Source organism: Calditrichota bacterium, assembly GCA_013112635.1.
Taxonomy (GTDB): Bacteria; Calditrichota; Calditrichia; order Calditrichales; family J004; genus JABFGF01.
Map to the genome: position 1 here is coordinate 263,680 of JABFGF010000003.1, position 15,949 is coordinate 279,628.

General features: G+C 35.7%; 16 protein-coding genes. 5 read left to right on the forward strand and 11 right to left on the reverse strand.

The genetic code is table 11. From position 1 onward, the window contains the following. Positions 1 to 58: 58 nt before the first annotated feature. From HND50_10330 to HND50_10340, 3 genes are all read right to left on the reverse strand, one after another. Positions 59 to 1,309 (reverse strand): acetate kinase, encoded by a 1,251-nt coding sequence (locus HND50_10330; GenBank protein ID NOG45621.1) that lies wholly within the window; start codon positions 1,307 to 1,309, stop codon positions 59 to 61. A 286-nt stretch (positions 1,310 to 1,595) separates the two neighbouring features. Next, positions 1,596 to 2,015, reverse strand: coding sequence for a DUF1801 domain-containing protein (locus HND50_10335; protein NOG45622.1), 420 nt, complete (start codon positions 2,013 to 2,015; stop codon positions 1,596 to 1,598). A gap of 13 nt (positions 2,016 to 2,028) precedes the next feature. Beyond that, the gene (locus tag HND50_10340; protein ID NOG45623.1) at positions 2,029 to 3,015 is read right to left on the reverse strand and encodes a CPBP family intramembrane metalloprotease; all 987 of its coding nucleotides are present in this window, start codon (positions 3,013 to 3,015) and stop codon (positions 2,029 to 2,031) included. Between the two features lie 229 nt (positions 3,016 to 3,244). Here HND50_10340 and HND50_10345 point away from each other — a divergent pair, with 229 nt between their 5' ends. Further along, entirely contained in the window at positions 3,245 to 5,425 is a 2,181-nt protein-coding gene (locus HND50_10345; protein ID NOG45624.1) for a response regulator, read from the forward strand. Between the two features lie 9 nt (positions 5,426 to 5,434). Here the strand turns inward: HND50_10345 and HND50_10350 are convergent, their stop codons facing one another. The 4 genes from HND50_10350 to HND50_10365 form a co-directional block, all read right to left on the reverse strand. After that, positions 5,435 to 6,013 carry a bacteriocin-protection protein gene (locus tag HND50_10350; protein ID NOG45625.1) on the reverse strand — a complete coding sequence of 193 codons (579 nt, stop codon included), beginning with the start codon at positions 6,011 to 6,013 and terminating at the stop codon, positions 5,435 to 5,437. Positions 6,014 to 6,095: 82 nt separating this feature from the next. Further along, positions 6,096 to 6,467, reverse strand: coding sequence for a hypothetical protein (locus HND50_10355; GenBank protein ID NOG45626.1), 372 nt, complete (start codon positions 6,465 to 6,467; stop codon positions 6,096 to 6,098). An 8-nt stretch (positions 6,468 to 6,475) separates the two neighbouring features. Further along, a complete protein-coding gene (locus HND50_10360) occupies positions 6,476 to 6,940 on the reverse strand; it encodes a SnoaL-like domain-containing protein (protein NOG45627.1) in 465 nt (154 codons plus the stop codon). Further along, positions 6,933 to 8,228 (reverse strand): dicarboxylate/amino acid:cation symporter, encoded by a 1,296-nt coding sequence (locus HND50_10365; protein NOG45628.1) that lies wholly within the window; start codon positions 8,226 to 8,228, stop codon positions 6,933 to 6,935. Before HND50_10365 ends, HND50_10360 begins: the two co-directional genes overlap by 8 nt. 197 nt (positions 8,229 to 8,425) lie before the next feature. On the opposite strand from HND50_10365, the gene HND50_10370 reads away from it, so the two are divergent. From HND50_10370 to HND50_10385, 4 genes are read left to right on the forward strand one after another with little or no spacing between them, the layout of a single operon-like run. Next, positions 8,426 to 9,529: a hypothetical protein gene (locus HND50_10370; protein ID NOG45629.1), complete on the forward strand. Its 1,104-nt coding sequence runs from the start codon at positions 8,426 to 8,428 to the stop codon at positions 9,527 to 9,529. Positions 9,530 to 9,580: 51 nt separating this feature from the next. After that, positions 9,581 to 10,681, forward strand: coding sequence for a histidine kinase (locus tag HND50_10375; protein NOG45630.1), 1,101 nt, complete (start codon positions 9,581 to 9,583; stop codon positions 10,679 to 10,681). A gap of 4 nt (positions 10,682 to 10,685) precedes the next feature. Then, a complete protein-coding gene (locus HND50_10380; protein ID NOG45631.1) occupies positions 10,686 to 11,432 on the forward strand; it encodes a response regulator transcription factor in 747 nt (248 codons plus the stop codon). A gap of 24 nt (positions 11,433 to 11,456) precedes the next feature. Beyond that, positions 11,457 to 12,596, forward strand: coding sequence for a glucose sorbosone dehydrogenase (locus tag HND50_10385; protein NOG45632.1), 1,140 nt, complete (start codon positions 11,457 to 11,459; stop codon positions 12,594 to 12,596). Positions 12,597 to 12,599: 3 nt separating this feature from the next. Here the strand turns inward: HND50_10385 and HND50_10390 are convergent, their stop codons facing one another. The 4 genes from HND50_10390 to HND50_10405 all read right to left on the reverse strand — a co-directional run bounded on the left by HND50_10390 (position 12,600) and on the right by HND50_10405 (position 15,773). Further along, positions 12,600 to 13,010, reverse strand: coding sequence for a PilZ domain-containing protein (locus HND50_10390; GenBank protein NOG45633.1), 411 nt, complete (start codon positions 13,008 to 13,010; stop codon positions 12,600 to 12,602). Positions 13,011 to 13,109: 99 nt separating this feature from the next. Further along, positions 13,110 to 13,853 (reverse strand): NTP transferase domain-containing protein, encoded by a 744-nt coding sequence (locus HND50_10395; GenBank protein ID NOG45634.1) that lies wholly within the window; start codon positions 13,851 to 13,853, stop codon positions 13,110 to 13,112. After that, positions 13,850 to 15,286: a phosphotransferase gene (locus HND50_10400; GenBank protein ID NOG45635.1), complete on the reverse strand. Its 1,437-nt coding sequence runs from the start codon at positions 15,284 to 15,286 to the stop codon at positions 13,850 to 13,852. The genes HND50_10395 and HND50_10400 overlap by 4 nt, the downstream gene beginning before the upstream one ends. A 136-nt stretch (positions 15,287 to 15,422) precedes the next feature. After that, entirely contained in the window at positions 15,423 to 15,773 is a 351-nt protein-coding gene (locus HND50_10405; GenBank protein ID NOG45636.1) for a hypothetical protein, read from the reverse strand. Positions 15,774 to 15,949 lie beyond the last annotated feature (176 nt).

The window sequence follows — 15,949 nt, forward strand, 5'->3', positions numbered from 1 at the left end:
AGCCAATTTAAAAACAAAATTTACTAAAAATTTGAGAGGATTCTCTGCGCCCAAATATTTACCATCTGCGAGGAACGTTTTCAACAACCCTGAATGTATCACGGGCAATTAGCAGTTCTTCATTTGTTGGGAAAACAAAAGCTTTTAGTTTACTGTCCTTCGTTGTTATTTCTCCGGATTTTCCACCGGAAAGAGCATTGTTTTTCTTTTTATCTAGTATCAGCCCAATTGAGTCTAAGCCTTTACAAACCCTCTCGCGTATAATCGGTGAATTCTCACCAATACCGCCGGTAAAAATAATTGCTTCGGCTTTACCGCCCATTTCAACAAAATAACTACCTATATATTTTCGGACTCTTTTGCAAAAAATATCAATTGCCAAAGTTGCTCGCCGGTCGCCACTTTCTGCTTCTTCTTCCAACAATTCTCTCATGTCGTGGGTTAAACCGGATATACCCAGTAAGCCGGACCGTTTATTTAGCATTGTATCGAATTCGGCGTAAGTAAGTCCTTCTTTGTGGTAAAGGTATTCTAAAATCGAAACATCTATATCACCAGAGCGTGTTCCCATTAAAAGCCCTTCCAATGGTGTGAAACCCATTGAAGTATCCACAGATTCGCCATCTAAAATAGAACAGGCAGAGGCGCCATTGCCAAGATGAAGTGAAATAATGTTAACTTTTTCGCTTGAAACATTTATTTCCTGGCGGTACTTGTATGCAACGTAGCGATGTGACGTGCCATGAAATCCATAACGCCTTATTTTATAGCGGCGGTATAATGGATAGGGCAAGCCATAAAGATACGAGGTGTCTGGCATGGTTGAATGAAAAGCTGTATCAAATACGGCAACCTGCGGGATTGTTTTACTAAGAATTTCAGTAGCTGCTCTAATTCCCTTAATATTGGCTGGGTTATGCAAAGGAGCCAACTCGATATAATCCTCAATGCCATGTATTATTTCATTATCAATTTTTACAGATTTACTAAATTTTTCACCACCATGTACAATTCTATGTCCAACAGCATGAATATCGTCATAAGACTTTATCTGTTCAATTTTTGAATCAGCAGAAATTATCCAGCGCATAATAATTCCGATAGCATCGCGGTGGTTACGAACAGGTGCATCCATCCGGACTTTAGGCTGTCCTTCAACCTGCATTGTAATGAGCGAGTGGCTGCCAATACGTTCTAAAATACCACGGGCAATACGTTTATCTTTACTTTTTTCGATCTGTTCAAGACTTGTTTCAATAAGTTGGAATTTTACAGAAGATGATCCGCAATTCAGTACTAAAATATTCATCATTTACCACACTTTTTTTAATTTTTTTTGATTGACTATAGTATCGTGCAAATTTACGAAAATAGAATTAAAAAAGAGTAAAATAATTGGGTTTTAAACAAAAAAAAGCATTTTTATAAAGATCTTTTCGTGTTTAAGAATGGAAAGCCTTTTGGCTAGCATTATTATTATTTGTGTAGGAAAATAATGGGATAAAAAATGAGGCAGAAGATACCCTGATTTACGTTGATAAATAATGGATTCTAATGAGGGGTTCTTAAAAAGATTGTATAATTTATCAAAATTTTTATGGCCAGGCTTTGTTTTTAATATACTCTACTGATTCTGTAATTAGCTTTTTTAAAATATCCAAATCAATATCAGCCAGCTTTTTGATATACAGGCATGATTTGCCTGTAGTATATTTCCCCAATTTATTCATCAGGTTTTCATAATTATCAAAACCGGCCATTATGTACAAAGTTATGTTCTGTTTGCGCGGAGAAAATCCTGCAAGCATAAAATCACCTTCACGTCCACTTGCATATTTAAAATGATAACTACCAAAACCTACAATGCTTGGCCCCCACATTTTGGCTTCTTCCCCGGTTATGGTTTTCATTATTTTCATAAGCGCATAACAATCTTCACGCTTCACAGGGTTTTCAACCTGGTTTAAAAAATCATTAACACTATTGTTGTTTTGAACGGTTTTTACTTCTGCCATAAACTGACCTTAGTTAATTAGCTTCCTGAATTTCCTTTTTTGGATTTTCTAAAATTGGCGGCTGCGCAATTTCACTGTATATGGCTGTATTGCCTTTAAATATCTTCACCCAAAGAATTGTTAATAAAGTTCCTGTTGCAATGGCACAAACCCCTATAAGGCCTGCTTCCGGACCAAAGGCTCCACCAGTCCAAAGTTCGGGGCCTTTTTGTACAATTATTATTGCCTTTGAATTTCCAACACTTGACATACCACTAACAGGAAAACCAAATATATTCCCCTGGAAAAAATTCCAGGTAATATGAACACCAATCGGCAACGCCAGTCTTCCTGTTAAAACAAATCCCGCCCCTAAAAAAATTCCGGCAGCAGCTATATTAATACCAGCAACCAAAGTAGCATTTGGGTTACTCAAATGCCCGGCACCAAACAGTAATGAAGTGAAAAACCAACTGATTAAAATGGCCCCAGTTGCACCGGTAAATTTGAAGTTTAAACCTTCAGATAAATTTGTTAACAGATAACCACGGATGAGAAGTTCCTCATTAATGCCAACACTAATAAAAAGAAATAAATAGATCAGTACGCCTGTAACCGGGAAATTTAATGTTTCCATAGAAAAACTATTTTGAGAAATAGTAATCCAGCCCATTGAATATTCAATCAAAAAAATTGAAGCTATTAAAATGATTCCTAAAACCAATCCAAAGGAGAATTCGACCCACCAGTTTCTGTTTAACTGCAACCCGATATTGGACATATTTCTTTTATCAACAAAACGTGAAATAATCCAAATGCTTAACACGGTAAGAATTAACCCGGATATTGCCCTAATTATTATATGCTCAAGGGTTGAATCTGCAGGGTTTTGCGGCCGAGGAAAAATATTTCGCAGTGGGATTGATATAAAAGACATTGTTACAAATAATAAAAAAATTCGAAATCCGCTTCTAATTCTTCGCTCATTATTATTCCAGAATATATTTTGAATAAATTCCATTTCGTTTCTCCATTAGTGATCAAATAAAAGAGCATATTTTATCAATGATAAAAATAATCAATCTCACAGTTTTTGTCCATAATTATGATAGCAAGCTGTGCCGAATTCGATCTTACCTAAGATTGAAGTTTATTAAACCGAATATGCAGGCATACATCTTTATTATACTAAGAACTTTGTAGTGCCAGTTTAGGCTGGAACAGCTACATTAGATAACTAAAGAGCAAATGTGCAAAAAAAGATTCGAAAAATAATAAACACGATTTGGTCAGCGTTACTCAATATTCATGTAAATGAGTATCAATCCATTGATCTAAAAATTGAAATTAATAAGCTTAATGCTGCTATATTTCTCATTTTTTTAGTTTCTTTACTAAATCTCAAAGACGCATTACAATTCGATAATGAACTTTTTTTGGTTATAAAATTAACCAGCAGCCTTTTTTATTTAGTCTTTTTGATGCTTAAACGGGTTCGCTATATTGTGTTAATGAAGACCATGTTATATTTCACCGTTTGTTTTAATATTTTTGTCGCTTCTTTAGCATTTGGTCAGGACGCTAATTATCAAATTTTTTATATTCCGATATTATTTGGCAGCTTTTATATTTATAACATAAAAAGCAAAATTGAACTGACCATTAGTTTGGCTATACCGGCAATTGCTCTTTTTTTGCTGCAGATTTGGAATTATGATTTTTTCTTAAAAATACCCATCACATATGATCAAATCACTACAATTAGTAACAAAAACTTATTCTCTGCCATCATTTCAAGTTTAATTGCAGCCGGATATTTTTCGAACATAGCTGAACGACATCGCCAGGACTTATTAAAGGTATCCGAAGACCAGGAAAAACTTAATCTGGATCTAAAATATCAGACGGAGTTATTGCGAAGTATCACAGAAAATATTCAGGAAGTATTTTGGGTTCAGGAAAAGGAAAAATTTATTTATATCAGCCCCGCCTTTGAAAAGATATTTGAACGCCCGGTAGAGGCATTTTATAAAGAGGCATCTTTGTTTTTGACATGTATTGCTCCTGAAGAGCGTGAACGAATCCGCAATATTGCGTTAAGTGATGATTATAGAAATAAAGGAATTTTTAATGAAAATATGAAGATTGTTACGCCATCCGGTGAAATAAAGTGGATTCATAACCGGACTTTTCCAATTTTCGAAAACGACGAACTGACCAGAATTGTAGGTATAGCAGAAAATATTACTTTTAGAAAAAAACAAGAACAAGATTTAATTAACGCGCATAAACAGGCAATTGCTGCTGCAAAGGCAAAATCAGAGTTTCTATCAATTATGAGCCACGAAATTCGCACACCAATGAATGCGGTTGTTGGAATGACTCACTTGCTGCTTTCCGGGAATCCGCGAGAAGATCAGGTTGATTCTTTGAAAACATTGCAGTTTTCATCAGAAAATTTATTAGCCCTAATAAATGATATATTGGATTTTAGCAAAATTGAAGCAGGTAAAATTGAGATTGAGTCTGTCGATTTTAATTTAGAACGCATGCTGGTAAGCTTAAAAAAATCGGCTGAATTTTTGGCTATTGAAAAACATATAGCAATGGAATTGTCGGTCGATGATCGATTGCCGGAAGCTTTTGTTGGCGATGTGGTCCGTTTAACACAAATTTTAAATAATTTGGTTATAAATGCAGTCAAGTTTACAAATAAGGGTTCAGTAACTATTAAAGTGGAGCTTGTTGAGGAGAAAAAGAAAGCATATCTGGTTAAATTTTCTGTAATTGATACAGGAATAGGAATACCAAAAGAAAAACAGAAAAAAATATTTCAGCGTTTTACACAGGCATTTTCCGAAACAACAAGAAAATTTGGAGGAACTGGATTAGGCTTAACAATAACGAAACGTCTTTTGGAAATTCAGGGAAGCAAAATTGAACTGAAGAGTGAAGAGGGCAAAGGATCAAATTTTTTCTTTATTCTAAAATTAAGAAAATCTGAAAATATATCTGATTCCCGAAAAGAAAGTGACAATCAAACCGGGCACAATTTAAAAGGTCTTAAAGTACTATTGGTTGAAGATAATCGAATTAATAGTTTGGTTGCAATGCGCTTTTTACAGAAATGGGAAATTGAAGTTGAAACAGCAGAAAATGGCGAAGATGCTATTGGCCTGGTATTAGAAAAAAAATATGATGTTGTTTTGATGGATTTGCATATGCCTGTGATGGATGGGTTTAGGGCTACCGAAATAATCAGAAAACATTCGAATTCTGATATTGCAACAGTTCCTATAATTGCACTAACAGCCGATGCTTTATCTGACGTACGTGAGCATGTTTTTAAGGTAGGTATGGATGGATATGTAACAAAACCTTTTGATCCGGAAAACTTATTTAAGATACTTGCCCGATATTCTGCAAATTGAATTCTATTATTATTTCTTGTTATTTCTTAATAGAGGAACTTTCAAATTCTCCTCGCATGATTGGATTAAAATCTGCAACCGCCTTAACTTAGTTTCTTCTTTTTTTGCGCTAACAATCCAGTGAATAGTGGCCTTTTTATAAGATGGTGCCAACTCTTTATAAAATTTATAAGCCTTTATATTTACTTTGATTTTATTTTCATATTCTGCAGGAAGTTTTTTTACTTTTTGTTCATAGGAAGAATGTTCAGATTTTGTTTTGTCCCGCAAATTGAATACTTCTAAACCTGCTTCTGTGATTAACCCTTTTTTTTGCAAGACTTCCATCTTTTTCAGGTTAACAGCACTCCAATGGCTTTTTGGGTTTCTTGGCGTGAAACGGATTTTATAGCTTTTATCATCAACCGATTTTCGGATTCCATCAATCCAACCAAAACAAAGTGCCTCATCTACGGATTGTGACCAATCAATGCTTTCAATTCCGGTGGCTTTTTTATAATATCCCACCCATATTTCTTTTACGTGTTCATGGTTTTCCTCAAACCATTTTCGCAGGTCTGATTGAGTCGGAAAAAAAATAGTCTTCATTTTATCAATTTTGTTAAACCTAAAAAATTACTGTTTTTGCTTAATTGTGGTATTATTTGATTTGCGAATTTGGCTATCAATCCTAAATCAGTTCATCTTTCAAATACAATTCTACTCCCTTATTTACCATTTTCCGGATATCATTTTCCAGCTCAACATCCATTTTTTTAATGTGAAAACAGCTTTTTCCTTTCAGGCATTTTCTCAGGTTTGAAGATATGTTTTCAAAGTCACTCACATGCGTATAAATAGGAAAATAATAAAGACGGATGTCCTTTGGTTTGGGTACAACGCTGCCAAAATAGTAGCCATCAACTTTTTGTTTGCCCTGCATGGCTTCTTTAGTACCGCTTACTTTGAAGTTGGTTTCAGATTCAATTTCAATTTTTAAGGGTGGAATATGTTCTTTAAAAATGGCAATAAGTTTTTGTTGAATAATCTTTAATTCGTCCATATTTTCTCTTAGGGTTTTGTTTTTTCTATAGAACTGGCGTGATCCATTATAACAAACCAATGCCCATCAATTCTTTTTAAAACATAGCTAACTGCCATCTTGTTAAAATATGGTTTTCCATTTCTATCTGGTTCTTTATACATCACTTCAACAAGTGCAAATCCTATATTTTCTTCAACTTCCGCATGCAGAATTTTAGTTTCAAATGTCCAGCTTGCATCCTGAAACCATTCCGTATGCATTTTAATAAAACCGGAATTTGATTTTGACGGGGTTGAGCTTGGCAGGATTAAGTAAATGTCATCTTGTTTGCTTAAGGTCCTATTAAGTGCTTCAATATCTCTATCGCTCACGGCCTTCAAATGTTTTTCCAATGTTGAAATGAAATCTTTTTTATTGGATAGGTCGACTTCAGCTGTGCAGCAGAAGAGAAGCAGAACAGCCGATAGAAAGGTTCCGGCGGTTTTAGTCATCAAAGTTTACCTTACCTAATTGGTTTTCTGTGGCGGCAACTGTTATTGCAACCGTTGCATCACCCGTTACATTTGTTACAGTCCGGCACATATCTAAAATTCTGTCCACACCAAGAATTAAGGCAATGCCGGCACTTGGTACATTAATAGCCTCCAGAATAATTACAAGCATAATAATGCCTGCACCGGGCACAGCCGCTGTACCAATCGAAGCCAAAACTGCTGTTAGTACGATTGTAATTTGGGCGCCAAGAGATAAATCCATACCTAAAGTTTGTGCAATAAATACGGCAGCGACTGCCTGGTAAAGCGCAGTGCCATCCATGTTTATGGTTGCGCCAAGCGGCAGGACAAAAGAGGAAACTTCTTCGGACACGCCAAGATTGTTTTCACAACGCTCCATGGTAACGGGCAATGTTGCACCGGATGAGCTTGTTGAAAATGCAAGCAACTGGGCCGGAGAAATACCTTTTATAAAATTGATGATTTTCATTGGCGTAAAAAGTTTTAAGATAGACGGGTAGATAACAACACTTTGAAAAATGAGGCCAAGTATTACAACGATGGAATAAAATCCTAATGCTCCCAATAGTTCAACAACTTGTGCCATATTATCTTTGGCGATCGAGTTTATTGTATCGGCAATCAGGGCAAATACCCCAATCGGCGCCATCAGCATAATCATGTCTACCATTTTTATTACTACATCATTCAGCCCTTCAAATACGCTTAACAAAGCTTTGCCGGCTTCACCTTTAACCTGGATTATTCCAATTCCCAGGAAAATGGCAAAGAACACAACCTGCAGCATATTTCGATTGCTGCCTGCCGCGCTAAAGATATTGTCGGGAACCATATCTACAAGCGGTTGCAATGGTCCGCGTTCTTTTACTTTTTCAGCAGTGGCCTCTTTACTTTGTACTTCCGTCTGGTAAGTAGCCTGTAGTTTGTCGCGCATTTCCACCGGAACACTTTTACCCGGATTAAAAAGGTTTACAATCAAAAGTCCTATTGTTACAGAAACGATGGTTGTGGAAATATAGATGGCAATTGTTTTCCCGCCAATTCGTGATAACTTTTTCAAATCGGACAAGGAAGCAACGCCTGAAACCAAAGAACCCAAAACCAATGGAATAGCAATCAGTTTTAACAGGTTGATAAATATCTTTCCAAAGGGCGCAATCCAGTCAGAAGTAAATGAACCCCATCCGTTGAAGGCGGCAATAATACCAAAAATTAATCCCAATACCATGCCAATAATAATCTGCCAATGCAGTTTCAGTTTCATAAACTTTCTCCGGGAAAGTGGTGGGTGAGGAATAAATAAATGAGTTCAATTATAAGGAAATCAAACAATAACTACAAAATTGCAGTATTGATGAATAAAAAATCCATTCATCCTTCTAAACAAACCGTTTGTCGCAAAACCGGTGATTACTCATTATTAAATGATATATTCTTTTCAAACAAAACGGAGGAATGAATATGTATAAATTAATTTTATTTTTTAGTCTACTGTTTAGCGCAAGCTTTTTATATGCGCAAACAGCAAAAGCGGATTACCAATTTGGAGAGGCCGTTTATATAAATGATGGAGATTCACTCAGTTCAGATTTGTTTTTTTTCGGACGTACTCTGGAATATTCTGCTTTCTCCAGCAATGATGTTGTTGGTGCCGGGCAAAGTGTGCATATTTCCGGCACAGTTGGTGATGACCTTTATGCCGGCGGGGAAACGGTTAGAATTGACGGAACAGTTGAGGATGGTGTTTTAATTTGGGCCAAAGAAATAATTGTTTCTGGAGTTATTAAAGGCGATGCCCGGCTTTGGGGAGGAAACGTTCATATAATGGAAGGCGCAGAGATTTTTGGTGATACCTATGTTGGAACCGGTGGTTTGAGAATTGACAAAGCCATATTGCATGGAAATTTAAAAGGCGGTTCCTACACAATCCATCTAAACGGTGAGATTGCAGGTGATATTGAATATGGGGCTGGAGCTGCACCATACTTTGGCGAAAACTTTAAATCCAGCGGTAAAGCAAGCTTTGTATTAAAGCGCGAGCCAGGTACAGAAATGGGGAATGCCCCGGCTAACTTGGAAATTATATTAAAGCCTGAACCACGTTTTTTTGGAAAAGGGGCATTTTACTGGTTTTTGGTCTCAGCTTTTGTAATTGGTGCCTTAATTATAGCCCTGTTTGGACAGTTTTATCAGCATGTTTCGGAAATTGGTCAGAACAAAACTTTGGTTGGATTGGGTACCGGTTTTGTTTTTACAGTTGCGTTTCCATTTATTGTACTGTTTAGTATCTTGTTTTTACCGATGGCCTTTATCCTTGGAGCACTATATTTGATAATTTTATATCTGGCAAAAATAATGGCTGCATTTATTTTTGGCTCATTTATTTCAAAAACTATATTTAAAAAAGAAATGAATCCTTATTTGAGCTTTGCAATCGGTTTGGTCATTTTAAGCCTACTATACCAAATTCCATTTTTAGGAGGAGTAGTATTTGTGGCTGCATTTCTTTTAGGAAGTGGCGCCTTATTAATGTACTTCTGGCAATTGAGAAAGGCTGCAGTTTAAAGAGACTATAAATATTAACTTAGGTCTTCATCTAAAAGAGAAAATGATTTTATGTCATTCTTAAAACAAAACTGGATCTGGACAATCCCCGCATTAATTTTGTGGGGATTGTTTTCTCTTTTTTTTGCCAGAAACAATCCTGATGGCTTTATACTTTTCCGGGGTTTTCTTTTCTCATTTTCTATTACGGCGGCTTTATTTTTTATTCAAACGAAGCTAGTTCCAAAGCTTGCCAATTTCTCACTTGCGGGACAGATTTTTTTTAAAACTGTTTTGTATATTGTTTCGATACTGGCAACGGTTTCCCTGGTTTTTATTCTTTTTGCTTTTTATTCTCTCTCTGAAGAATTAATAATTGGTGAAATGATTGTTCGTTTTGCAAACACAGTAACACTCATTTTGTTGTCTCCATTTTCTGAAGTCTCAACCGGGGATTTTATTCCTCAAAGAATTGAATATTTGTTTTATATTCTGATTTTCTCATTTGTAATAATTGGATTGGGTAGTGTGTTGATCAGTTTTATCCAAACACGTTGGACACATGATAGAAATGTTGCTCAAATTAATGAAGCACAGATAAAGGTTTTGCAGACCCAGATTCAACCCCATTTTTTATTTAACACACTCAGTACAATTGTTTCTTTAGTTCGTGAAAATCCTGCAAAAGCGGAAGAGTTGCTTCTGGACTTTTCAGATTTCTATCGTTTTAGTTTTGGAGCAATGGAGCGTAAAACGATTACTTTAAATGAGGAAGTTGTTTTCATAACAAATTATTTAAGTCTGTTAAAAGCTCGTTTTGGGGATTTTCTTACTTGGGAGATTCAATTGGATGACCAATGCAAAAAAACTGAATTACCTGTTATGATTTTACAACCTATTGTAGAAAACGCCATCAAACATGGCTGGCAGGAAAAAAAAGAACACTTTGAAATATTGCTACAATGTGCAAAAAATAAAAATAACTTTGAGATAACCATCCGGGATAACGGTATTGGATTTCATTTAGATACCAGGAAAGATTTCCCACCCCGAGGACATGCCCTTTATTTGATCCGGCAAAGACTGACTTATTTTTATCACCAGAAAAACTTAATTAAATTTCAGTCGTTTCCGGATAAAGGCACAACAATAAAAATAAACATTCCGGCTTAATAAAATGATTACATGTATTATCATCGAAGATGAAGCGCCTTCGCGCAAACGGTTAAAAACTTTTGTGGAGCAGAATGATGCACTGGATTTAATGGATGAAGCAGAAAATGCTATAGATGCTATCCAGAAAATAAATGAACAAAAACCACAATTAATATTTTTGGATGTCCAATTACCTGATCTAACAGGTTTGGATATTTTAAAGGTAATTAAACACAATCCATTTGTAATTTTTACAACTGCTTATGACCAGTATGCGCTAAATGCATTTCAAAATAATGCCATCGATTTTTTGCTAAAACCATTCTCTCAGGATAATTTTAACAAAGCGATAAACAAGCTAAAGGAAAAGTTACAACTTACTCCAAACCTGGTTACTGAAATGAGCCGGTTTTTAGAACAAGCCAGGATTCAGTCTAATGTGTTGACCCGCATTCCGGCAAAAGTTGGAGAAAAAATATTTATACTAAATGTTCAGGAAATTCTATATTTTAAAAGTAAAGACAAAGTTGTTTTTGCCCATTTAAAAAGTGATTATTTCATTATTAATTACACACTTGATGAACTACAGGAGCGTTTGAATAATGAGCAATTTTTTAGAATTCATCGTTCCACAATTGTAAATCTGGATTTTGTCCGGACTATAGAACCCTTCGGCGCAGGAACGTATTTAATGTATTTAAAAGACAAATCAGAACTACAAATAAGCCGCAATGCAGCACGCGAAATTCGTGCAAAACTGGATTGGTAAAAGTTAAAATAGTAATGAGGTAATATGCCACGTATTCTAAATTTATTGTTGTGTATTCTGCTTTTTGCTTGTTCGTCATCAACAAGCCAGGAAAATATTATTGAAGTTGAGAAAGCTTTTCCTAATTTAAGATTTACCCGTCCGGTAGATTTTCAGCAACCTTCAAATGGAAAGAACCAGGTATATGTTGTTGAACAGGCAGGTAAAATTTACTTATTCAAGAATGAAAAAAGTGTTAAAAATAAAGTACTCTTCCTGGACATAACAGACAAGGTAGATGACGGTGGAAACGAGGAAGGATTGCTTGGCTTGGCTTTTCATCCGGACTATAAAACCAACGGGTATTTCTTTGTTAACTACACAGCTTCATCTCCGTCACGTTCAGTAATAGCCCGTTTTCAGGCTGGGCAAGGCAGCATAATTTCTACGACAGAAAAAACTATTCTTGAATATGCACAACCATACAGTAATCACAATGGTGGGCAAATTATATTTGGGCCGGATGGCTATCTATATATTGCAATTGGCGATGGAGGCTCTGGAGGTGATCCAAAAGGAAATGGCCAAAATCGCAAAACACTTTTGGGCTCCATTGTTCGCATTGATGTGGATAAACAGGAAAATGGTCGGAATTATGCGATTCCTTCAGACAATCCTTTTGCCGGAAATAAACAAGGTTATCGTGAGGAGATTTTTGCATATGGCCTCCGAAATCCATGGCGCTTTTGTTTTAATCCTCAAAATGGGCAACTATGGGCAGCAGATGTTGGTCAATATAAATTAGAAGAGATTGATATTATTCAAAAAGGCGGCAATTACGGTTGGAATTATATGGAAGGAAGTGATTGTTACGGATCTTCAGAAGATTGTGATACGCCCGGATTGATCAGGCCTATATTTGAATATCACCATTCTGTTGGGCAATCCATAACCGGTGGTCGGTTTTATCAACACAGCGAAATTGAAGAGTTACAAAATGCTTATATTTATGGTGATTTTGTAGCAGGGAAAATTTGGGCGCTTTATTTTAGCGATGGACGTGTTCAAAAAAACCAACTTATAACAACAGAGATTAATGGAATTGCGTCTTTTGGTGAGGATTTTGAAAAGCAGCTATATGTATTGTCTTTTGATGGATATATTTACAGATTTAAAAGTAAGTAAGATTTATTCTTCTTCAAATCTGAAAGGTTGGCTAATTGCCTGGTCTTTTAAGTTGCGGAGGTAGTCTAATGCTTTCATTGGGTTATATTGTTTTTTAGAGCCAAATGGATCAAATAAAACACCAATAGTTTGTTCACTGCCATTTAAAGGTTTTTGCCAGCGGACCCTGCCTTTAAGATTTAAATCATTCCCATCGGGGAAAGTAATTCTCATTTGAACAGACTCACCAAATTTGGCATCCTCCGGCATATGAAATGAAATACCACTTTTTGAAACATTTAAAATATTATCAACGGAAGAATAATTTTTTAAAACGGTTAATCCTCTGGACTTTTTATATCTTACCTGGGCACCTGGGATTTTAATCCTCTTAAAAGAGCGCCGCTCATTGTCTTTGGATTGTGTTTTTATCATTTGTTCAATCTAACATTTTTTGTGGTTTGCATATATACGGAGTTATTTTACGTTAGTCTGTGAGTCTCGTCAAATCCTGTAATAAAAATTCAACTTTTTTTATTTTTTGTATGATTTGAAATATTTGAAATCGAAGATCTTATTTATATCGAGCAGATTTTCTTTTCTTCCTAAATCAATCCATTTGAAGGGTGTGGTATCAAATCCTTTTATATTATAATGAGAAGCTAATCTTAAATATTCCGGGATTATCGGAAAGATATTATTTGTGTTTAGTTTTGTAAGCAACTTGGCACTGATGATGTGAATACCGGCGAAGGAGAGTTCCACACTATTATTTTCAGGCTCTCCAGCCCATAAAGTTTTATTTTCTTTTTTTGCTGTCCAGCCGCAAAGTTGTCCATCACTTTTAAAAAGTAGGTATCGATTAGTTTTCCTCTTCCTTACGGCGAGGGTTGCATCTGCTTTTTCCAAAGTATGCTGCACATACATTGCTTTTAAATCAATATCCGAGAGAATGTCTGCATTATGGATGAGTAAGTCTTTTTCATTTTCAAAAAACCAGGCAGTTTTTTTTAACCCACCTCCCGTATCAAGCAATTCCTTTTCATGAGATATTTCAATCTTAATTCCAAAATTGTTTTTTGATCTTAAAAAATCAATTATTTGGCCGGCATGGTGATGAACATTTACTATAATTTCTTTTATATCAAATTCAATTAAACGCAGGATAACCCACTCCAGCATAGGCTTACCATTTACAGCTACCATTGCTTTGGGTATGGAATTGGTTAGTGGTTTTAAGCGTGTACCGAGTCCTGCAGCAAAAACTAAAGCTTTCAATTGTTTTTCATCTCTTGTTCACGATGTCGAAGTTTAATATCCGTATCGAATTTTTCTCCAAGGTGGGCAGCCAATTGATTGGCACAATAAACGGATCTGTGCTGTCCGCCGGTACAGCCAAAAGCAATCATTAAATCTGTAAAATTACGCGACTGGTATTTATTAACCGCCGAATCGACAATTGCATAAATGTGGGCTAAAAACTCATTGACTTCACCTTCTTTTTCCAGGAAATCAATAACCGGCTGATCATTTCCTGTTAGAAATTTATAATCATTGTAACGCCCGGGATTGTGCAGCGAACGGCAATCAAACACAAAACCACCTCCATGCCCTTTTTCATCCCAGGGAATACCGCGTTTATAGGAAAAGCTGTCAATTCGAATAGTTAGGCGTAGTTTGTCTGTACTTAATGTACGCAGATAGCTTGAACGAACAAGCCTTGACCAGGCGTCTGTTAATGCTGGTATTTCAATTGGCAGTTTAGCGGAATGAAGCAGGCGTTCCAGATTTTGAATAGCAAATGGTACACTTTTTAAAAAGTGTTCTTTACGTTCGTAGAATCCACGAAAACCATACGCACCCAGCGCTTGCATTATGCGGATAAATACATAGCCATGATAATATTGTAGAAATTTTTCCCGATCCACTGGTATTAGTTTTTCAAGCTCATCCAGATAGATTTCTAATAATTCTTTCCTTATATGAGGTGGAATATCAGCCTTCGCATCGTAAAGAAGTGAGGCAAGGTCGTATTGCAATGCGCCTTTTCTGCCGCCCTGATAATCAATAAAATATACATCGTTATTGTGGATCATAACATTGCGTGATTGAAAATCGCGATATAGAAAATAGTCACGTTGGCTGCCCAGTAAAAAATCCACAAAAGTTTGATAATCATCTTCCAACTGCTGCTCATCAAAAGGGATTTTGGCAAGTTTTAAAAAATAGTATTTAAAATAATTTAGATCCCACATCATAGATTGGCGGTCAAAACTGCTGCGTGGATAGCAAACAGAGTAATCCAAATCTTTACCCGCCGTAACTTGAAAACGCGGCAAAGCTGCAATCACCTTTTTGTACTGATTTTTAAGCTCTTCCGAAAAACTATCTTTATCCCGCTTTTTTGTTAAAAATGAAAACAGTGTTTCATCACCCAGGTCTTCTTCGAGATAGATGTTTTTATCCAGCTCCTGTTCATAAATTTCCGGAACTTTTAAATTGTGTTTTAAAAAGTGTTTTGAAAAATTGAGAAAGGCGATATTCTCTTTAATATCTTCATTGAAAACACCAATGGCCTGTTTTGTTTCGCCGGTAATTCTAAAATAACGGCGGTAGGAACCGTGCGCAGGTAGTGCCGTAAACGACTTGACTTTTTCCTTGGCCCAACGCTCGAACATTTCTGATAAGCTATTTTTAACTATTGAATCCATATTTTAATTATCTATTTATGTTTCATCCCAAAGTTTTTAGAGCCAGTAAGCATCAATACATAGAATTATATTTTGTCATAAAGCTCCAAATATCATAAGCCAGAATAATTAAGTTTGGTTTCAATTATATTATTCTTTAGCCCAACCTGGATAGTATTTTTTTTCCCTCAACCCGGGCATTATTCCAAATCATGTTTTTTATGCGGTCTTTTGGAAGAACAAATTTTTCTTCATTATAGCTAATTGATTCCAGGTATTTTTTAATTTCGTTATCTAAAATATCAGAATCTGCAAGCTCGCCAAACGATTCTTTCCAACCCAATGCCGGCATAAATTTTTCGCTGCCGTATTTTTCTTTGATTTTGTTCTTAATATCCTGCGCCAGCTTTCGCTCAGAGCTTTCAAAATGCAGGTAATAGGACAAACATTTTTCTTCAAAAGAAATTATTGTATCCTTCAATTTTTTTGCAACATCATCGGGCGTCATATTTGGTTCTATCCTTTTGTGATATGAATTTTGAATCGCTAAAGTTTAAAAAATCCTTCCGGTTAAAAAAAATAAAAATTACTAAACTTTGGTTTTATGCGATTTTATGTTTTTGATACTATACAGATGCCGGGGCTGTATTACAACATGAAAACTAAAAGATATTGATGAAGCAA